Origin of the sequence: Stenotrophomonas acidaminiphila (assembly GCF_014109845.1) — a bacterium.
In the GTDB taxonomy this organism is placed as follows: Bacteria; Pseudomonadota; Gammaproteobacteria; order Xanthomonadales; family Xanthomonadaceae; genus Stenotrophomonas; species Stenotrophomonas acidaminiphila.
On sequence record NZ_CP043567.1, the window covers coordinates 3405586 to 3425455 of the forward strand.

The following is a 19870-nucleotide window of genomic DNA, read 5'->3' on the forward strand; positions in this document are numbered from 1 at the left end:
GCATAGCGCGAGGATCAGTGCCGGGTCAGTGCCGGTCAAAGACTGTTATCGGAAGCAAGATGATGAAAAAAGCAATGTTTCAGGTTGGGTGGAACCCAATAGAAACGCCGCAGGCACAAGCGCGCTGCGGCGTGTTTGCAGAGAACGGCTGATTATTTTGCGAAGGACAGGCGATCAGAACTTCGGCGACGTCTCCGATGGCGTGTAGGGCGTCTTCCCATCGCCATAGAACCGCTTGCGCGTGGCCTCTGCCACCCGGTTGCACAACACGTCGCCCAGATTCGCACGGTCGGTCTTGCATTGCTGGCGCAGTTCCTTCAACCGCGCCGGGTCGGCGGCCAGTTCGTCCACGGTCGGCAAATTGGCCGACTTCGGCGTGTCCGATTGGCCGCAGGCGGTGAGTGCGGCAAGCAGCAGCAAAGGGATTATTCGCTTCATGGCTCGATGTCCTCCGGCGGATCGGGTTCAGGGGATGGTGCGGGTCTCGCGCCTTCGGGCAAGTCGATGACCTGCACCCTTTCGATGAATCGGGACAGCACTTCCGAAGATTCGCCTTCCCGGTACAGCAGGTAGGTCGTCAGCATGGGGGCACGCCCCGCCAAGGGACGCGCGACCACACCCGGCTCGCGGCTAGCCGCGATGTGTGGTGCGCCGGTCAGGCCCAGCGCAAAGCCGGCCGACACCATCACCATCATCAAATCGCACGAGGCCACGCGCTCGGCAATCAGCGGCTCCATGTCCGAGCGTCGCAGCACGCGCTCGACCTGGCGCGCATGCCCTTCGCACGCGAGCGGATCGCAGAGCACGAGCGGGTAACGCATCATTTCTTCCAGGGGGATGCGCTTGAACTTGAGCAAGGGGTGGCGCGCGGGCACTGCCACCATCAGCGGATCGCTCCACACCGCTTGGGCTGCAATGCCTTCACCCACCTCATCGGACTGCGCAAACCCCACGTCGTACAGATCGTCGTGCAGCCCCTTGATTTGCTGAGCCAACGGCACCTCGAACAGACGGATATCGACCTCGGGTTCCTCCTGCCTACACATTGCGAGCAAAGCCGGCAGGCGTGACGGCGTGATGCCATCGGACAGCGCGATACGCAACTGGCCGTGGAAGCCATTGGTCGCTGCTTTCACACTGTCGCGGGCCTGTTGCAAGGCGGTGAACACGCGCGGCACATGCTCCAGAAGCAGCTTACCCGCCCGTGTCAGGCGTGTGCTGCGGCTGGTGCGAATGAACAACTGTTCGCCCAGGTCTTCTTCCAACTCCTTGATGGTGCGTGACAGCGGGGATTGTTCAATATGCAGTCGCTCGGCAGCACGAGCGAAGTGGAGTTCTTCGGCGACGGCCAGAAAACAACGAAGATGGCGTAATTCCATTAGCCCTGTTCCTCCACAAGCATGAATGCACTACATCGGTTTATTCGTTCCAGTGGTTGCTATCGTTTTTCAACGAGCGTGCGTCGTTTATTCGTAGACGGGGAAGCGGCGGCAAAGTGTCACGACCTTGTCGCGCACCTGCTGCGTGACCTTGTCGCAAGTGCCGTTTTCCAGCCCGTCGAGCACATCGCATAGCCACCCGGCAAGCTCTTCACACTCAGGAACACCGAAGCCGCGAGTAGTCACTGCGGGAGTGCCGATGCGCACGCCCGAGGTCACGAAAGGTGAGCGCGGGTCGTTGGGAACTGAGTTCTTGTTTGCCGTCATGTAGGCATTGCTCAAGGCTGCATCCGCATCCTTGCCGGTGTAGGGCTTGTCGGACAAGTCGATCAACATCAGGTGGTTGTCGGTGCCGCCCGACACGATCTTGTAGCCGCGCTTCTGGAGCACCGCAGCCATGGCTCGGGCGTTGGTCACGACCTGTTTTTGGTAGGTTTTGAACGCAGGAGACAACGCTTCCTTGAACGCCACCGCCTTCGCGGCGATGACGTGCATCAGCGGGCCGCCCTGGATGCCAGGGAACACGGCGGAGTTGAGCTTCTTGTAGAAGTCCTCGCTCTGTCCTTTGGCCAGGATGAGGCCGCCGCGCGGCCCGCGCAGCGTCTTGTGGGTGGTGCTGGTCACCACATGGGCATGGGGCAGCGGATTCGGATACTCGCCTGCGGCCACCAGGCCGGCCACGTGCGCCATGTCCACCCAGAAGATCGCGCCGACTTTATCGGCGATGGCACGCATGCGTGCCCAGTCCTTGTGCCGCGAATACGCCGAGAAACCACCGATCAGCATCTTGGGCCGGGTTTCCAGCGCGATGCGCTCCATTTCGTCGTAGTCGATGAGGCCCGTTTCGGGGTTCAGACCATAGGGCACGATCTTGTAGTGCCGGCCGGAGAAATTGGAAGGATTTCCGTGGGTCAGGTGTCCGCCCTGAGCCAAGTTCATCCCCATCACGGTATCGCCCGGGCTGGTCAGCGCCAGGTACACCGCAGCGTTGGCCTGCGCACCGGCGTGAGGCTGTACGTTGGCGTAATCGCAGTCGAACAGTTGCTTTGCCCGCTCGATCGCCAGCCTTTCGGCGACGTCCACGTTCTCGCAACCACTGTAGTAGCGCTTGTCGGGATAGCCTTCGGCGTATTTGTTGGTGAACACCGAATCCTGAATCGCCATCACCAACGGGCTGGCGTAGTTCTCCGAGGCGATCAGCTCGACGTGGTCTTCCTGGCGTCGTTCTTCGTTCTGGACGGCTTGATCCAGTTCGGGATCGAATTGGGCGAGAGTCAGGGATGAGTCATACATGGCAATACTCCTATGGTTTGGCGTTCTTGGCTTTAGGGCTGGACGTCTGCTCGGGAACGTCCAGTTCCAGTTGTCTGCGGACAGAGCGGGTCAGGTCGCTGGCGGCCGCCAAGGCATCCGCCGCCGGCTTGCCTTCCAGGCTTTCGATCAGCCAGGAGCCGATCACGACGGCATCGGCGACCTGGGCGATCTGGCGTGCGGTGTGGGCATCACGGATACCAAAGCCGACACCGACAGGAATCCGCACGTGCTGGCGAATCCGCGCCAGCGTTGCCTTGACCTGGTCGATGTCCAGGGTCTTGGCTCCCGTGACACCCTTGATGGACACGCAATACACATAGCCGCTCGCACGTTCGGCGACTTGCCGAATGCGCCGCTCGGTCGAGGTTTGTGCCAACAGGAAAATCAAGTCGATGCCGTGCTGGCGCAGTTGTGCGCTAAGGTCGCCCGCCACTTCCGGCGGGTAATCCACCACAAGCACGCCATCGACACCTGCGGCAGCGGCATCTGCGGCGAAGGCGCCTGGTTGGCGGATCTGCTCGTAGCGTTCGATGGGATTGGCGTATCCCATCAGGACCACAGGCGTGGTGGTATCGGACTGGCGGAATTGCCGCACCTGTTCAAGCACCTGCGGCATCCCGATGCCCTGTTGCAAGGCGCGCTCGGAGGCTGCCTGGATCGTTGGGCCATCCGCAGACGGGTCGGAGAACGGCACGCCCAGTTCGATGACGTCGGCGCCGGCCTCGACCAGCACGTGCATCAACGCGGGGGTGATGTCCGCATATGGATAGCCGGCCGTGGCATAAGGAATGAGGGCCTTGCGTCCCTCCCGCTGCAAACGCTTGAAGGTGGCCTGGAGCCTGCTCATCGTTTGTCTCTCCCGGTTTGGGCCATCACCGTGTCCATGTCCTTGTCACCGCGTCCTGACAGGTTCACCAGGATGACCTGCTCCTGCGGCAGCGTTGCCGCGAGCTTGACTGCGTGGGCTACGGCGTGGCTGGCCTCCAGCGCGGGAATGATCCCCTCCACACGGCTCAGCAAATGGAAGGCATGCAGGGCTTCATCGTCGGTAGCACCGACGTATTCGACGCGGCCGATCTCATGAAGCCAGGCGTGTTCCGGCCCAACACCGGGGTAGTCGAGGCCGGCGCTGATGCTGTGGGTGTGTTGCACCTGTCCGTGATCGTCCTGCAGAACGAGGGACCGGCTGCCGTGCAGCACGCCTGCGCTGCCGCGTTGGATCGACGCGGCGTGCTGGCCGGTCTCCAAACCGAGGCCCGCCGCTTCGACACCGACCAGGCGCACGGCCGCGTGCTCGATGTAGGGGTGAAAAATGCCGATGGCGTTGCTGCCGCCGCCGACGCAGGCGACCACCACGTCAGGGTGTTCCTTCGCCATGCCAAGGCGCTTGAACAGCGCCGGCATCTGCAACAGACACTCCTTGCCTATCACCGTCTGAAAATCCCGCACCATTGTCGGGTACGGGTGCATGCCAGCCACCGAGCCAATCAGGTAGAAGGTGTCATCGACGTTGGTGACCCAATCGCGGATCGCGTCGTTCATGGCGTCCTTCAAAGTGCGGCAGCCACTTTCGACCGGCACCACGGTCGCGCCCAGCAGCTCCATGCGCTGGACGTTGGGGCTTTGCCGACGGATATCCTCACTGCCCATGTAGATCACGCATTCCAGGCCATAGCGCGCGCAGATCGTTGCAGTGGCAACGCCGTGCTGGCCCGCGCCTGTCTCGGCGATGATGCGTCGCTTGCCCATGCGCTGGGCAAGCATGGCCTGCCCGATCACGTTGTTGATCTTGTGCGCGCCGGTGTGGTTGAGGTCTTCCCGCTTGAGGAAGATGCGCGCACCGCCCGTTTGTTCGCTGAGACGCCGGGCGTAGTACACCGGAGAGGGGCGGCCAACGTAGTCAGCCAGTTCCTCCTGAAACCCGACGACGAAATGGGGGTCATCGCGGTAGAACAGATAGGCCTGCTGCAGTTCTTCCACCGCTTGAGCCAGCGTCTCGCTGATGAAGCTCCCCCCGTAGCGGCCGAAGAATCCGTCGGCGTCCGGTTGGTTGTAGATCGACTCAGTTTTCATGATGTCGCCTCCATGTGTCCGGTCATCGCAGCCGTGCCCGCACACGTGGTCGCTTCTGGCGACAGGAGAGCCGCAACGCGCGCGACGATGTCGTCAATCTGCGCTTCGTCGCAGATCAGGGCAGGCAGCAGCCGGATGGTGGAGTTCCGGGTCACCGTGATAAGCAGGCGATGCTCGCTCAAGGCACGGCCGACCAGCTCCTTGCAGTCCCGGTTCAGTTCGATTCCCACCATCAGGCCCAGGCCCCGGATCGTGACAACCTCGGGGTGGCCGGCCAGCGCGTCACGCAAACCGGAAAGCAAGCGATCTCCCAGCGTCGCGGCCCGCTTGGGCAAGTCGTCCCGCGCCATGATGTCGAGTACGGTGTAACCCACGCGGCAGGCCAACGGATTGCCGCCGAAGGTCGTGCCGTGCTGGCCGGGCGACAGCAGATCGGCCACTTCTCCGCGTGCCAGGCAGGCGCCGATGGGAAAGCCATTGCCCAGTGCTTTGGCCACCGTCATGACGTCGGGGACAATGCCGGTGTGCTGGTGCGCGAACCACGCGCCGGTGCGGCCCATGCCGCACTGGATTTCATCGAGCATGAGCAACCACCCCTGCTGATCGCACAGCGTGCGCAAGGCCCGCAGGTACGCCGCGTCGGCAACGCGAATGCCGCCTTCGCCCTGCACGGGTTCGATCAGTACCGCCACGATGTCGCACGACTGCTCGGCCATCCGGTGCACCGCGTCGATATCGTTGAAGGGCACGCGCAGAAACCCGGGCAGCAACGGCTCGAAGCCCTGCTGTTTGGCTGGGTTGTCGGTCGCGGTGAGCGTGGCGATGGTGCGGCCATGGAAGGCGTTCTCCATCACCAGGATCTGCGGCTGGGCCACTTGCTTGTGGTGGCCGTACAGCCGTGCCAGCTTCAACGCAGCTTCGTTCGCTTCCGCACCGGAATTGCAGAAGAAACCCTTCTCCATCCCCGTCAGTGCGCACAGACGCTCGCCCAGTTGCTCCTGCCAGTCAATGCGAAACACGTTGGAGGTGTGCAGCAGCGTGCCCGCCTGCTCGGCGATGACCTGGGCGATTTCCGTGTTCGCATGCCCGAGGCTGGTCACGGCGACGCCGGCAATGGCATCCAGGTATTCGACGCCCTGCTGGTCCCAGAGGCGCGCGCCGCTCCCCCGCGTGAAGGAGACGGGTTGGCGGGCATAGGCCCGCATCAAGTAGGAGGGGTTGGTCATGATCGTTCCTTGGGCTCGGCGAAAGCGCACGTCAGGTGCCCGAAGTCCGCCGTGATGTCGTGGATGAAGATTTCCTCTGGCTCCGGCTCGAAAGACCATCGCGGGAGCACAAGCTCCTTGGCTTGTGCCAGCTCGGTAATACGCAAGGCGCGAACGACATGCTCACAGGCCATTGCAGCGGCGGCTTCCAACGCCACTCCGTTTAGCCAGTGCCCGCTCAAGCAGGCGCTGAACAGGTCGCCCGTACCGGCCAGTGCAACAGCGACACGCGGATGCCTGATCAAATGCACTTGCCGTTCGGTCACCACGACGATCCACATCTCATCCGGCGTCCAGGCATCTGGAACTGCGCTGGTCACGGCGACCCATTCGGTACGCCCGGTAAGCAAAGACCTTGCTGCGGACACCACGCCCTTGAGGTCGTCCGCAGGCATGCCCGTCAGGCAGGCCAGTTCAAAAGCGTTGGGCGTCAAACCGTTTGCCAGTGCGGTGAACCCGCCTCTGTAAACGTCAGCGATCCCGTCGGCGCTGTAGATCCCATGCTCCTGATCGCCGATCACGGGGTCGATGACAACGCGCAGGTGGGGCCGATTCGCGAGCAAGGTCTCGATCCAGGCACGCAGCGCTATCGCCTGGCCGGCGTTTCCGAGATACCCCACTTGGACGGCACGCAGCGCATTCAACGCACCACGCGCGCTCAAGTCCTGCAAGTAGCCGTCGAACCACTCGACAGGGAGTGCGCCGCCGTGGATCGAGGGATAGCTCGGGATGTTGCTCAGTACCACGGTCGGCACGGCAGCCACGGTCAGGCCAAGGGCTTCCAGCGTGGGCACGGCAGCATTGTTTCCAACGCGCCCATAGACCACCTGCGATTGCACTGAAACAACGTCGATCTTGAGCGGCTGTCTGTCCTCGGAAAATGACGCTGCTCTCATGGCCGGCCTCGTTGGGAATCTGGTTCAACCGCATCAAGCCAACGAGAGAGCACCGCAGAAGCTGCTGCCGGCAACTGGGCCTGCAGCGCATGGGCTCGGGCGCGAAGTTCGAGCAGGTCGATCCCCGATTGCGCGAGTTCACAGCTATGGCCGACCAGCCAGCGTTCGATTCGCCGCGCATCTGCTTCCAGATGGAACTGGAGTCCGAGGACATGATGCCCGAGGGCAAATGCCTGGTTGGAGCAGACGTCCGTAGCCGCCAGGCGCACTGCACCCGTCGGGATGTCGAACTGGTCGCCGTGCCAGTGCAGCACAGGTACATCGCCGAGCGCTCCCAGCGGGGAGTTCTGTCCTTCCGCTGTCAGGTTCAAGGGGGCATAGCCGATTTCCTTGATGCCCATTGGTGCGACATGAGCGCCCAGTGCGCGGGCGATCAACTGCGCCCCAAGGCAAATACCCAACAGCGCTTTCCGGCTCTCCAGTCGCTTGTGCAACAAGTTCAACTCGTCGGCGATGAACGGGTAAAGCGCCTCATCGAAGGCACCGATCGGGCCGCCGAGCACGACCAGCAAATCCGGGGTCACGACATCGACCGTGCGCAGGTCATCGACCGTGGCATCCACATAGCGGATGGCGTAGCCTCGGGCTTCAAGCAAGGACTCCAGCGTACCCAGGTCCTCGAAGCAGACATGGTGAATGGCGATGGCGGTCTTCATGACGGCGGTTCCTCAGCGGTTGAACCCGCAGGCCAGTAGTGGCTGTCAGGGGTACTGCGGGCACCAAAAATGGCCTGGCCGACGCGCACGACGGTGGCGCCTTCCTCGATGGCGATCTCGAAGTCACCGGACATGCCCATGGACAGTTCTTCCAGCCCAATGCCCACTGGTGCGCATTCGCGCAACTGATCGCGCAGGTTTCGCAGCAGGACGAAGCACTGCCGCACGCGCTCGGCTTCGCTGGAGAACAACGCCAGCGTCATCAAACCCCGCACACGCAAGGCTGTGAATGCCGGCAGTTCTTTGACGAACGACAACACCTCTTGCGGCTGCAACCCGTACTTGCTGGCCTCGCCGGAGGTATTGACCTGAACGAAGACGTCCAGCGAACGTCCCTCGACCTGCAGGCGGCGGTCCAACGCTTCAGCGACACGCAGGCTGTCGAGCGCCTGGAACTCCGTCGCAAAGGCGGCTACCAGTTTGGCCTTGTTGGTCTGCAGGTGGCCGATGACCGACCACTGAAGATCCGCCAGGTCTGCCATGGCAGTCCACTTGCGGTGGGCTTCCTGCACCTTGTTCTCGCCGAGCTGGCGGCAACCGGCGGCGTAGGCCAAGCGGATGTGCGCCTCATCAAAGGTCTTGCTGACAGGCAGCAGACGCACATTCGCGGGGTCGCGGCCGGCGCGGCGGGAGGCTGCGTCGATGCGTTCGCGCACCTTCACCAGATTCCGGCGGAAGTCCTTGACCGTGGTTGCCTGCGGGTACAGGCCGTGCTGGTCGTGACTGGTCTGCGTGACAGCCGAGGCTTGCATCAGTTGGCCGCTCCTTTGCTCGCTGCCGGTACAGCAGTGGGGGCCGCCTCGATCTGCGGCTTGGGACGCGAACACCGACCATTGAGCACGGCGTAGGCCACCAGGCCGATCAGCAGACCCCAGAAGGCACCGCCAATGCCCAGCATCTTGATGTTGGCCGCAGCGGCCAGGAAGGTGATCAGCGAGGCTTCCCGGGTCTTGGCATCGGCCATGGCGCTGGCCAGGCTGCCGCCGATGGTGCCCAGCAGCGCAAGGCCCGCCAGTGTGGTGATGAACGTTGCCGGGAACGCCATGAAAACGGCGGCCAGCGTCACGCCGAACACGCCGACGAGGATGTAGAACACGCCCGCTGCGATGCCGGCGATCCAGCGCTTGGACGGGTCTTCATGTGCCTCGCGCCCCGTGCAGATGGCCGCTGTGATCGCAGCGACGTTGAAGGCGTGCGAGCCGAACGGCGCCATCAGCAGCGAGCCCAGCCCGGTGACCGTCACGATGGGATTGGCACTGGTCTTGAACCCATCATTGCGCAGCACCAGCATGCCGGGCATGTATTGGCCGGTCAGGGTGATGAGGAACAGCGGCAATGCCACGCTCAGCAATGCGTTGAGCGAGAACGATGGCATGGTGAAGACCGGAGCCGCGAACTTCAGCGCCAGGCCGGACAGATCGACACGGTCCTGGATCAGCAGGAACGCCAGGCCCAACACCAAGATGCCGACCACGGCATAGCGTGCCGTGAACCGTTTCAGCACGACGTAGGCGACGATCAGCAGGCCTGCCAGCAGCGGATCGACGCTCATGCCGCCGAAGGCACCAATCCCGAACTGCAGCAGGATGCCCGCCAGCAGCCCGGCGGCCACACCGGGCGGAATCAGCCGGATGACCTTCTCGAAGTAGCCCGACAGGCCGAGCAGAACGAAAGCCGCTGCGGAAATCAGGTACGCACCGACCGCCTCCGCATAGGGCGTGGTTGCCAGCGCCGTGACGAGAAACGCCGCCGCCGGTGTGGACCAGGCCGTGATGATCGGCTCGCGGGCGATCCAGCTCAGCATGATCCCCGTCACCCCAACACCGATCGAAATCGACCACACCCACGAGGCCGTCAGCTCCGGGCTGAGGCCAGCCACTTTGGCGGCCTGGAACACCAGAATGAACGTGCCGCCGTAATTGACGATGACCGAAATCAGGCCGGCGACGACAGGGTGGGTGAGATCGCTCAGCCGTATGGATGAAGGTGGGGTTGCGGATGACATGGTTTTTTTCATAACTCCTGCGGACTCGGTTCCAAGAACCTTTATTGGGAGTTATGTTTTAACCTGAAAATGGCCTGTTGCGCCCCTCCACTTTCTTCGTGTCGTACATGCCAATTGGCGATTACCCAGGATCAACCCAGGCTTGTCCGCCACGTGCGCGCTGAGCGGTCAGGAGTGCTTGGCAGCAGCGGAAAACACGTTTGCGGCGGGGTACCGACACATTACGGCGTCGCTGTGTTGGTCATCTCAAACGCGGCTGCGGGTAGATTGCAGCGATTGGCATGCTGCGGAGTGCCGCAGAAAAAATGGAAAACGACCTGCGCGTGAATAGGCTCCGCTGTACCAGTTACCACTGGAATCTGTAGCAGCTAGTCAAGTGAGTTCGCGCAGTGCCAAAAGCGCACCCGCACTGAACAGCAGCCAGATCAGCAAGCGTCTGAACTGCTGGTCAGAAAGCCTGCGAAAAACGGCAATGCCAATCTGAGACGAAACAATCGTGGCGGGTAACGCAATAGCCATCAGGATCAATGTCTCTCGCGTGTAATACCCCTGCCAGGCAAAAATCCCGACCGCGATCCCGAGGATCACCACGTTGTAAGGACGCAGTACCGCGCTCGTCTCCCCTTTGGTCCAGGGTTGCATGGCGCACCACATGGTCGGTAACGCGCCCGAAAGCGAAGCCGCTCCCCCAAGGAAGCCACCGCAGAAGCCAACCAGAGCGTCTGTCTTGGGCATGGGTCGCTCCAGATGAGGCAGTGATCGGCGAAATGCGAAGAAAGCCCCATAGAGCAGCATGAAACCGGCGATCACCAATTTCAGCAGTGGCGCGCTGATGAATTCCAGGGTTGCAGCGCCGATCGGTATGCCAACCAGAGCGGGCAACAGAAAGCGCGGGAGGCGCCGGGTGCCGCTTCCCAACTCGCCTCGGATAAACCACAGGCTTTGAACACCACTGACCACGGACATCGCTGCCACGATGGAGACGGCCTGCCAAGGCGGCATGACCTGCAGCCATATGCCAAGGGACAGCAAGGCAGTGCCGAACCCGGCGAGGCCATTGACAAAGCCGCCAGCAGCCGCGCCAGCCAGTAGGGAAAGAACGAGTTCGAGCGACATCTCAGGGCGCCATCACTGAATAAAACCGGGGGAAGCGCGCGCCCAAAGTGGGCCGCGAAGTAGCAAAAGGCATGACCTGTCGATGTCTCCTAAGCCTTGTTGATGCCCAATTTTCGCCTTAAAATGGTAGGAGCAATCATACCAATTTCTCGGTGAGATACCTACCAATTGTTCAAGCACGCCCAACTCGAATCTGTCAAAGCCTGGATAGGTGACCCGGCTCATGGCGCCCTGTCGCTGCACGCCCGCATTCAGCGTGCGATCCGGCAATTGATCCTGGACGGCGCGTTGGAAGTCGGTCGGCCCTTGCCCGCCTCGCGGGCGCTTGCACAGTCGCTGGGCGTTTCGCGGGACACAGTCGAAGCCGCGTACAGCCAATTGCATGCGGAGGGGTTCATCGACCGGCGAGTGGGTAGCGGCAGCTTCGTGTCGGAACGGGCACAGGTGCCTCCGAGGCGAGGCACGAGCCAGCGGGTAAAGCTGCACCGTGAATCACCACGTCTCAGCCAGCGTGGGGCCGCAATCTTCCAGAACGGCGGTGTACGCGAGGCCCTGATACCGCGCCCCTTCGCGCCGGGGGTGCCAGAGACGCGAAGCTTCCCGTTGCAAACGTGGGAGCGGCTGCAGCGTCAGGTGTTGAAGGAACATGGAACGCTTGCCCTGACACACAGCCATCCGCAGGGTGTGGAGGCACTGCGTCGGGCCATCGCGGATTACGTCAACCTCGAACGTGGAGCCCGTGCCACACCTGATCGCATATTGGTATTGACCAGTTCGCAACAGGCGTTGTCGCTGTGCGCCACTGTGCTGCTCGATGCAGGGGACCGGGTCTTTATCGAAGATCCCGCCTACCACGGCGCGCGTCGTGCCTTCGACGCTGCGGGCCTCGAATCCGTGCCGGTGCCGTTGGATGCCCAGGGGATTCGGATCGAATCATTGCAGAACGCGGCGCAACCCGCAAAAGCGATTTTTCTGACCCCATCGCACCAGTTCCCGACTGGAGCCACGCTTGCGCTTGACCGACGGCTTGCAATCATCGAGTGGGCACATAGGAACCAAGCCTGGATCATCGAGGACGACTACGACAGCGAGTTCCACTACGCCGGCAAGCCGACCGCATGCGTGCAAGGTCTCGATGCGCACGACCGGACCATTTACATCGGCACATTCACCAAATCCATGTTTCCGGGCCTGCGCATCGGCTACATGGTGCTGCCATCGCAGCTCGTCGCGCCAATGACAGTGGCCCGCACGCTGCAGGACGGCCATAGCGCCTCCATCCCGCAGTTGACGCTGGCGCGGTTCATGGAGGGCGGACACTTCGGCTCGCACGTTCGGACCATGCGCGGCGTCTATGCCGAACGACGCGACGCTCTGGAACTGCTTGTCCGCAAACACCTGGCCGACTTCGTGGAACCGAGGGTGCCCAATGGCGGCATGCAAATGCCCTGTGTCTTCGTGCGCGACATCCCGGAGCGGGAGGCCATTGATACCGCACGCCGTGCCGGCATCGACTTGCTGGGGCTGACACCTCTGCATGCGTCGAGCAAGCATAAGGCCGGTTTTCTCATGGGGTTTGCCGCTTACGCCCCGAAGGAGCTGGAAATCGCGGTCAAGAAGCTCGCCAATGTGCTTCGCGCACTGGATCGGTGACTCACAAGGATGTCCACATGGCTTCGTCATCAAACGGGCTGCTGGCCCAGGTCTCTACCGCCCACCTGGTCAGTCACCTGCACATCATGGCGGTGCCCGCCATGTTGCCGTTGCTGCCAACCGCGATGCAGGTCAGCTTCGTCGAGCTGGGGATCGCAATCGGCGTGTTCAACATCGTGTCAGCCCTGGTGCAAGCCCCACTCGGGTTTCTTGTCGATCGCGCTGGGGCGCGACGGATGCTGTTGGCCGCGCTGGCGCTCGGTTCACTGAGTTTCTCACTGCTTGCCATCTTCCCAACCTATCTTTGCCTGCTCGTAGCAATGGGACTGGCCGGGTTGGCCAACGGCGTTTACCACCCCGCCGATTACTCATTGCTGTCGCGGGGCATCGTTCCCGAAAGAATGGGGCGGGCCTTCTCCATTCACACCTTCGCGGGATTTCTAGGTGCGGCTCTCGCACCGCCGCTGATGGTGGGCGCTGCGCTGGCCTGGGAGCCGCGCTGGTCGTTTGCCATCGCCGCCGGGGCCGGGCTGGTCGGGCTGTTCGTCGTGGGACTCGGCTCGCCAGAACCGGCAAAGGCAGCAAGCCCGACGGCCACCGAAAAGGCCAAGGTGAGAGCCAGGCCGTTGACCACACCGCTGGGAACCCTGGCCGTCCTGACACTGCTGTTCGCCATGCTCAGCCTCAGCACTGGTGCCATCGAAAAATTCTCTGTCTCCGCACTGGTCCAGGGGTTCAACGTCACGCTACCGGCTGCCAACATGGCGTTGACCGTCTTCATGTTCGCCAGCGCCTTCGGTGTGCTGGCAGGCGGCGTGCTTGCAGACCGAACGGACAAGCACGGCTACCTGGCTGCGGGTGCATTCGCGTTGGCGGCGGTCTTCGTTGTGATCGTCATCGGCCTACCGCTGCCACCGCTGCTGCTGGCCCTGGCGCTGGGGGCGATTGGCTTTTTGACCGGAATCGTGGCGCCGTCGCGTGACATGCTGGTGCGTGCCGCTTCGCCGGCTGGGGCAGAGGGCAAGACGTTCGGCATCGTCTCCACCGGATTCAATGTCGGGGGTGTCATCGGGCCGGTTCTGTTCGGTTTCCTGCTCGACCGCGGGTTAGCCAGCGGCGTGCTCTGGGCTTCCGTCTGCTTCATGGTCATCACCACGGTGATCGTGCTCGTCCAGGAGCGGCACAGTGCCGCTAAACCCGCACTGGCTGCCCACTAGCAGCCACCCAAGAAAATCAAAGGAGATATTCATGAGCCATCCGAGCATTTCCCAAAAACGCGCGGCATTCCGCGCACTACATCAATCGGGCTGTTTCGTGCTGCCAAACCCGTGGGACGCCGGCAGCGCCAGTGCGCTGGCCAGCCTCGGCTTCAAGGCATTGGCAACGACCAGCTCGGGCTACGCCTGGTCTTGTGCGCGGGCAGACGGACAGCTTTCCCGTGATGAAACCCTGGCGCACATGCGCTACATGGTCGAGGCCTCCGACCTGCCGATCAATGCCGATTTCGAGAGCGGGTTTGCCGACACGCCCGAGGGCGTGGCCGAGAGCGTGCGCATGGCGGTCGAAACCGGCGTGGCAGGCATCTCCATCGAAGATTCGACAGGCGACGCGCAGGCACCGCTGCGCAGCCTGGCTGAATCGGTCGAGCGGATGCGCGCGGCACGCGCTGCGATTGACGCCACGGGCGGCGAGGCCTTGCTGATCGGGCGCGCGGAGAACTTCTTCGTGGGCCGCCCCGATCTCGACGATGCCATCCTGCGGCTGAAGGCTTATGCGGATGCCGGAGCGGATTGTCTCTACGCACCCGGTATCAAGACACGCGAACAGATCAGCGCGGTGGTCGCGGCGGTTGCACCCAAGCCGGTGAATGTGCTCATCGGCTGGGAAAGCGATCTGACTTTACAGGACCTTGCCGACCTCGGCGTTCGGCGCGTCAGCGTCGGTGGCGCGTTGGCCCGGGCAGCTTGGGGTGGCTTCCTGACTGCGGCCCGTCTGATCGCCGAGCAAGGCCGGTTCGACGGTTTCGCCGGTGCCCCCTCCGGCGCGGAGCTTAACGCGCTACTTGGCAAGCAGGCGACCCCATAGCGCATCCGCCTAGAGAAGCCCGCTTTCGCGGGCTTTAGAACTGCAAGCGGTAGCGAACGAAACGATCTGCGGCGACAAATTCGTCATACAGCTTGCGTGCCGGGTTGTCGTCCCGGGTATGCCAGTAAAGCCTTGCCCACCCGTTTTTCTTGGCCAAGGACACCAGGTCTTCAATCAACTTCCGCCCGATGCCTTTACCCCGACACTCGGGGTCCACGAACAAATCTTCCAGATAGCAGCCTGGTGCGGCGGTCCAGGTACTGTCGTGCAAGACGCTGGTGCTGAAACCGATCACCCGGCCATCGTGCTCGGCTATTCGGCAGAACGTCGATGATTTGGGGTCAAGAATGCGCTGCCAAGTCCGGGCGGTGATGGCGGGTGGCACGCTGGTTTCATAGAACGTGTTGTAGCCAGCCCAAAGCCGGAGCCAATCGTCTTGGTCAGACTGCAAGGCATCGCGAATTACGGTTTTATCGCTCATAGTGGATCTCCTAGGTTCGTCAAATTACGGTGTCGCTACTGCAAATGATCGGGTCTCTTTTGCGGCACTGAAACGACCACAGCGGCAACCGTCAGCAAAGCGGTACAAAGAAATATCGGCCCGGAGTAGCTGCCGGATGTGTCGCGCAGCAGGCCGATCAGCCCAGGCCCGAAGGCGTAGGTCACTTGGCCGATGGCGGTCGATAATCCGACGATCAGCGCAAAAGCTCTCGCGTCGAATTCCTTCTGAACGATGAGTGCCGGAAGCGTAATCACGTTGCCCACTGAAAGCCCGAACAGCGCGCAGGCGGACAGAAGCACGAGCCGGTCGTCGAACAGGCCGATCAGCAGCAAGGCCACAGCCTGCGACGCCATGGACAGCGCACTGGCCCGCCTCATGTTCAGGCGGTCGATGACAAAGCCGAGGCCCACCCGACCAACGACGGCCGTGACGGAAACGATGGAGATGGCAAGGCCGGCCGAAGCCCGGCCTATCGTCGGCTCCAGAATGGCGACAAGGTGGACAAGAAAGCCGACCTGCGCGAACAACGCTAAGGCAAAGGGACCGGACAGCGACCAGAACGCCGGGCTATGCAGTGCCCGTATCCGCGTCCACGGCATGCCCGAATCACTGTCGCTGGTCACGTGTGAAACGCTTGCATTCGTCCGCCGCGAAGACTTGGAGGGTGGTGGCCTGCTGCCCCATGCAAGAATCATCGGAACAAGAACGACGAGCATGATGGCCGAGCCTGCCAGCGAAGCCACTTCCAACCCGACGTGTCCGATGGCGGCCAGAAGGATAGGTGCCCAGGCTATGCCGCCAAAGCTCGCCCCATTGAGCGCCAGGCTGATCGCGAGACCGCGCTTGGTGTCGAACCAGAGGGCGATCAAGGTGGTGATCGCAACGACATTCATGGCCGACCAGCCCATTGCCATCAGCAGGTAGGCTGGATAAATCTGCCACGCCGCCCGTGCTTGCCCGATGAGCACTACGGCGAGCGCAAGGCAACTCACGCCGCCAAGCAGGAAGCGTCGCGGTCCCCATCGGTTAATGGCCTCGCCAGTGAAAAGTACCAGGAGGGCACCAGCAAGATAGGACATCGTGCTCGCCGTCGAGACGGTGAAAGACGACCAGCCATGCAGGCGTTGCAGCTCAGCGAGATAGATGCTTTGGCCGTAGAAGGCGAATCCCCAGGAGAATACGGCCACTGTGAAGCACAAAACAACGATCCGCCATCCCCGATAGCTTGGGGAGGTTTCATCAATTTCAGTTGTCATGGTGAAGCGTTCTCGGCGACCAGGCATCGGCAGACAAGGGCCGCCAAAGCTGGGCGCATCTCGCCGGGGTGGAGAACGCGCTCTGAGTCCAGATGCGTTCTACTGGTACCAAAGATGCGAGGTGACCGTATAGCCTCCTTGCGAAATCCGGCAATCGCCCGACTGAGTTGGTCAAAACGCAGTCGCTTCAATTTTGCGACTGCTCCTTTCGGATCTCGGCCAGCGTCCTGATCTGCTTCCCTTCGCTGTCAAAGTTGGCGGGTGCGAGCCAAGCGAGAAACGCCGCTTTGAGCGATGCCCATTCCTTGTCGATGATGGAAAACCACGCGGTATCGCGCGAGCGCCCCTTGTAAATCACCGCTTGGCGGAAGATGCCCTCGAAGCTGAAACCGAGCCGGTCCGCCGCCTTCCGGGACGGCGCGTTCAGGCTGTCGCATTTCCACTCATAACGGCGGTACTTGAGTTCATCGAACACGTACTGCATGAGCAGGAACTGGGCCTCGGTAGAGGCGGGCTTCTGTTTCATCAGCGGAGAGAATGCGACATTGCCCACCTCGATGGCGCCATTGCCAGGATCGACCCGCATCAGGGATAGCGTGCCGACAGCTTTTCCCAGCCTGGTGTCGATGACTGCATAGTGCTTGGGGTCGGTGCTGCGCGCTGCGGTTTCAGCGTAGCTGTGGTACTCGTCCGCGCTATTGAAGGGGCCAGCGAACATGTAGGTCCAGTCGCGCCCGTCAGGGGCGGAACTGTATGCCGCGTACAGATCGCCGGCGTGGCGCTCCGCATTCAGCGGCTCAAGGCGGCAAAAAGTCCCCTCCAGCGTCACATCGCCGGGCAACGGACGCGCCGACCAGTTCGCCAGGGTTTCTCCGATCGGTTGTCCATATTGATTGCAATTCTGGCTCATGCTGTTCTTTACCCTTCCAGTTTTTGAGATGGTTTTGACTGGGTTACCCGGATGGTGGTTGCCCCACAGGGAAGCCCGCTTTCAGCGATTGGCGGCAACGCCATACATTTCCATCAGATACCGCAGCCACTGGCGCCTGCGAGACTCTCGCGTTCCTTCGGAGTTGTCGTGGCGACGGTCACCAATCACCCCAGCGCCCGGCTGTTGTGCGATTTGATGAGAGGTCGAATCCGTTTCGCTACCTGTCCTGGGGGGCAATATCTTTGATGCTCTGAACATGGCTCGCGATCTCGTCGGTGGTGAACTTGCAGTGCTTGCGCGCTGTACCGGCAGGATGATTGGCAAGCCCCAAATTCAGCTCCGGCCGCCAGGATCGGCGCGGTCGGATTGGCCTGGGGGCGAACCCACCTCCGCAGGTGGGACACACGTTGTTCAATACCCCGGTCGCGCAGTCAGCGCAGAACGTGCATTCGTAGCTGCAAATGCGCGCATCAAGGCTGTCGGCAGGCAAATCCTTGTCGCACAGTTCGCAGTTGGGTCTGATTTCAAGCATGCTTTGTCTCCTGTTTCATCCGGGCAGCGCCCCTATTCTTGGCAGGTGACTGCGCCGATTCCCGCCGGATGGGTTATTGACGGACTCCAATCGCCAGACGGTTGAACGCACTCATCAGTGCGACGGCGAAGCACAGGTCGGAAATCTCTACATCGCTGAAGTGTGCTTTCAGGGGCGCGAAATCTTCATCGGGAGCGTGGGTGTCCGCGACATTCACCAGGGACTCGGCCCAGGCAAGCGCGGCCCGCTCGCGCTCGCTGAAGTGTGAACTGACCCGCCAGCCTGCCAAGCTATCGAGCTTGACCTGTGGCGTGCCACCCGCACGAAGCGCCGTCGTGTGCATTTCCAGGCAGTACGCGCAGCCGTTGATCTGGGACACCCGCAGGTACACCAGCTCGACCAGTTCCTTGCCTAGATTGCTCTTTTCGAGCGCCTGGCTGGTGGCAATGAGACCGCGGTAGGCATCGGGCGAGAGAGTTCTGTAAGGCAGGCGTAATTCGCTCATCTTCGATTTCCTTGTCATAAGTCAGGGATTTTAGGAAAATTACGTCCTACTCCATAGGTGCAAGAATTGGAAAAATGACTGGGACATCGAACTTGGATTTGCGGCAGCTCAAACCGAGTCGGCAGTCGGACGCGCCGATCTATTTGCAGTTGTATCGGCGCTTTCGGGAAGCGATCGCCGCTGGCAAGCTGCGGCCGGGAGACCGTGTGCCATCGGTGCGTAGCCTCGCCAGCGAACTCAGTCTCGCGCGAGGCACCGTAGAACTGGCGTATCAGATGTTGACCGGCGAAGGTTATTTCCTGGCACGTGGCCCAGCCGGTACAGTCGTTTCCCCGCGCCTGGACACCCTGGGCGAGTCAAGGCGAGCGGCTCCGTCCAAGCCCCATGTACAGCCGCCAGTGCGCCGGCAGACAGCGTCCGACGAGCCTCAACCCTTCCAGTTCGGCCTGCCTGCTCTGGATGCGTTCCCCCGCAAGACATGGACCCGTCTCGCTGGCCGCAGCTTGCGTGTTCTCGACGCGGCAGCCATGAACTATCCAGACCCCGCCGGCTATGAACCGCTGCGACACGCCATCGCCACCTACCTGGGCATATCACGTGGCATCGTCTGCTCCCACGAGCAGGTCTTCATCACGGCTGGCTACCGAGGGGCACTGGAACTGGTGTGCCGCACTGTGCTGAAAAGCGGCGACGAGGGCTGGTACGAAGACCCGGGTTACGTCTATGCCCGGGACTTTCTGCTGCGCATCGGGATGCGCCTGGTCCCGATTCCGGTGGATGAAGAAGGGCTGAGCGTAGGTACCGCGCAGCGACGCGCCGCCCAAGCGCGGTTTGCCGTGGTCACGCCCACCCACCAGTGTCCCATGGGTGTTGCTCTGTCCTTGCCTCGGCGACTGGAGCTGCTGAAATGGGCCAGGCGGCGGCAGGCGTGGATTATCGAGGACGACTACGACAGTGAGTTTCGCTACCACGGCCGACCATTGCCCGCCCTGAAAAGCCTGGATCGGGATGAGCGCGTGCTCTACAGCAGCACCTTCAGCAAAGTGTTGTTTCCAGGCCTGCGTCTGGGTTACCTAGTTGTCCCCGAGTCGCACATTGGGCGGTTTAGAGAGTCGGCGAATCATCTGCCCGGTCCAGGTTCCATCTTGCCGCAGGCAACGGTGGCCGAATTCATGGAGCAAGGCCATTTTTCCCGTCACCTCCGCAAAATGCGTTCGCTCTATGCGGAGCGGCGGGGCTACCTGGTTGATGCGCTGACTCAGGTGTTCGGAGCGAATCTCAGTATTGCAACGCAGGCAGGCGGAACCCACGTGCTCGCGATGCTGAGTGGGCAACGTAGCGACCGCGACTTTGCTGCCGCGGCGCAGGCCCACGGTTTGGCGGTTCAGGCATTGAGCCACTGGCGTATCAGAAAGTCCGCCAAGGGAGGGGTATTGATGGGGTTTGCCAACATTACCGGGCCGGATAACGCGATGGCGCTTGCGCGGCGCCTGCTAGAGACCACCAAGACTGTATGAGAGTA

Annotated in this window: 20 protein-coding genes; 4 read left to right on the plus strand and 16 right to left on the minus strand. The window is 62.1% G+C overall.

All coding sequences use genetic code 11. The annotated features are described in order from the left end of the window. Nucleotides 1-174: 174 nt before the first annotated feature. From F0P95_RS15520 to F0P95_RS15570, 11 genes are all read right to left on the minus strand, one after another. The gene (locus F0P95_RS15520) at nucleotides 175-438 is read right to left on the minus strand and encodes an EexN family lipoprotein (protein ID WP_041111020.1); all 264 of its coding nucleotides are present in this window, start codon (nucleotides 436-438) and stop codon (nucleotides 175-177) included. After that, a complete protein-coding gene (locus F0P95_RS15525) occupies nucleotides 435-1379 on the minus strand; it encodes a LysR family transcriptional regulator (RefSeq protein ID WP_041111022.1) in 945 nt (314 codons plus the stop codon). The genes F0P95_RS15520 and F0P95_RS15525 overlap by 4 nt, the downstream gene beginning before the upstream one ends. 87 nt (nucleotides 1380-1466) lie before the next feature. Next, nucleotides 1467-2732, minus strand: a complete 1266-nt coding sequence (gene glyA / locus F0P95_RS15530) for a serine hydroxymethyltransferase (RefSeq protein WP_041111024.1) — start codon at nucleotides 2730-2732, stop codon at nucleotides 1467-1469. 10 nt (nucleotides 2733-2742) lie between these two features. Next, entirely contained in the window at nucleotides 2743-3600 is an 858-nt protein-coding gene (trpA, locus tag F0P95_RS15535; protein WP_052813586.1) for a tryptophan synthase subunit alpha, read from the minus strand. Continuing rightward, nucleotides 3597-4826 (minus strand): tryptophan synthase subunit beta, encoded by a 1230-nt coding sequence (gene trpB / locus F0P95_RS15540; RefSeq protein ID WP_052813587.1) that lies wholly within the window; start codon nucleotides 4824-4826, stop codon nucleotides 3597-3599. The genes trpA and trpB overlap by 4 nt, the downstream gene beginning before the upstream one ends. Beyond that, nucleotides 4823-6052 carry an aspartate aminotransferase family protein gene (locus tag F0P95_RS15545; protein ID WP_052813588.1) on the minus strand — a complete coding sequence of 410 codons (1230 nt, stop codon included), beginning with the start codon at nucleotides 6050-6052 and terminating at the stop codon, nucleotides 4823-4825. Before F0P95_RS15545 ends, trpB begins: the two co-directional genes overlap by 4 nt. Then, nucleotides 6049-6987: a pyridoxine/pyridoxal/pyridoxamine kinase gene (pdxK, locus tag F0P95_RS15550; protein ID WP_071222559.1), complete on the minus strand. Its 939-nt coding sequence runs from the start codon at nucleotides 6985-6987 to the stop codon at nucleotides 6049-6051. The genes F0P95_RS15545 and pdxK overlap by 4 nt, the downstream gene beginning before the upstream one ends. Next, entirely contained in the window at nucleotides 6984-7703 is a 720-nt protein-coding gene (locus F0P95_RS15555) for a glutamine amidotransferase (RefSeq protein ID WP_041111026.1), read from the minus strand. The genes pdxK and F0P95_RS15555 overlap by 4 nt, the downstream gene beginning before the upstream one ends. Further along, nucleotides 7700-8515, minus strand: coding sequence for a YggS family pyridoxal phosphate-dependent enzyme (locus F0P95_RS15560; protein ID WP_041111028.1), 816 nt, complete (start codon nucleotides 8513-8515; stop codon nucleotides 7700-7702). Before F0P95_RS15560 ends, F0P95_RS15555 begins: the two co-directional genes overlap by 4 nt. Further along, complete coding sequence (locus tag F0P95_RS15565; protein ID WP_041111030.1) at nucleotides 8515-9768, minus strand: benzoate/H(+) symporter BenE family transporter; 1254 nt, start codon at nucleotides 9766-9768, stop codon at nucleotides 8515-8517. The genes F0P95_RS15560 and F0P95_RS15565 overlap by 1 nt, the downstream gene beginning before the upstream one ends. 372 nt (nucleotides 9769-10140) lie before the next feature. Next, a complete protein-coding gene (locus F0P95_RS15570; protein ID WP_041111032.1) occupies nucleotides 10141-10884 on the minus strand; it encodes a sulfite exporter TauE/SafE family protein in 744 nt (247 codons plus the stop codon). A gap of 168 nt (nucleotides 10885-11052) precedes the next feature. Here F0P95_RS15570 and pdxR (F0P95_RS15575) point away from each other — a divergent pair, with 168 nt between their 5' ends. From pdxR (F0P95_RS15575) to F0P95_RS15585, 3 genes are read left to right on the plus strand one after another with little or no spacing between them, the layout of a single operon-like run. Beyond that, entirely contained in the window at nucleotides 11053-12537 is a 1485-nt protein-coding gene (gene pdxR / locus F0P95_RS15575; protein ID WP_041111034.1) for a MocR-like pyridoxine biosynthesis transcription factor PdxR, read from the plus strand. Between the two features lie 17 nt (nucleotides 12538-12554). Further along, a complete protein-coding gene (locus F0P95_RS15580; RefSeq protein WP_041111036.1) occupies nucleotides 12555-13754 on the plus strand; it encodes an MFS transporter in 1200 nt (399 codons plus the stop codon). 31 nt (nucleotides 13755-13785) lie between these two features. After that, complete coding sequence (locus tag F0P95_RS15585; RefSeq protein WP_041111038.1) at nucleotides 13786-14622, plus strand: isocitrate lyase/PEP mutase family protein; 837 nt, start codon at nucleotides 13786-13788, stop codon at nucleotides 14620-14622. Between the two features lie 34 nt (nucleotides 14623-14656). Here the strand turns inward: F0P95_RS15585 and F0P95_RS15590 are convergent, their stop codons facing one another. The 5 genes from F0P95_RS15590 to F0P95_RS15610 form a co-directional block, all read right to left on the minus strand. Next, nucleotides 14657-15103 carry a GNAT family N-acetyltransferase gene (locus F0P95_RS15590; protein ID WP_041111040.1) on the minus strand — a complete coding sequence of 149 codons (447 nt, stop codon included), beginning with the start codon at nucleotides 15101-15103 and terminating at the stop codon, nucleotides 14657-14659. 35 nt (nucleotides 15104-15138) lie between these two features. Beyond that, on the minus strand, nucleotides 15139-16380 hold the full coding sequence (locus F0P95_RS15595) for an MFS transporter (RefSeq protein ID WP_041111044.1): 1242 nt from the start codon (nucleotides 16378-16380) through the stop codon (nucleotides 15139-15141). Between the two features lie 187 nt (nucleotides 16381-16567). Next, a complete protein-coding gene (locus F0P95_RS15600; protein ID WP_041111046.1) occupies nucleotides 16568-17290 on the minus strand; it encodes a GNAT family N-acetyltransferase in 723 nt (240 codons plus the stop codon). Between the two features lie 238 nt (nucleotides 17291-17528). Beyond that, nucleotides 17529-17843, minus strand: coding sequence for a DUF1272 domain-containing protein (locus tag F0P95_RS15605; RefSeq protein WP_041111048.1), 315 nt, complete (start codon nucleotides 17841-17843; stop codon nucleotides 17529-17531). 73 nt (nucleotides 17844-17916) lie between these two features. Beyond that, entirely contained in the window at nucleotides 17917-18348 is a 432-nt protein-coding gene (locus tag F0P95_RS15610) for a carboxymuconolactone decarboxylase family protein (protein ID WP_041111050.1), read from the minus strand. Nucleotides 18349-18422: 74 nt separating this feature from the next. Here F0P95_RS15610 and pdxR (F0P95_RS15615) point away from each other — a divergent pair, with 74 nt between their 5' ends. Next, a complete protein-coding gene (gene pdxR / locus F0P95_RS15615) occupies nucleotides 18423-19865 on the plus strand; it encodes a MocR-like pyridoxine biosynthesis transcription factor PdxR (RefSeq protein ID WP_199861614.1) in 1443 nt (480 codons plus the stop codon). Nucleotides 19866-19870 lie beyond the last annotated feature (5 nt).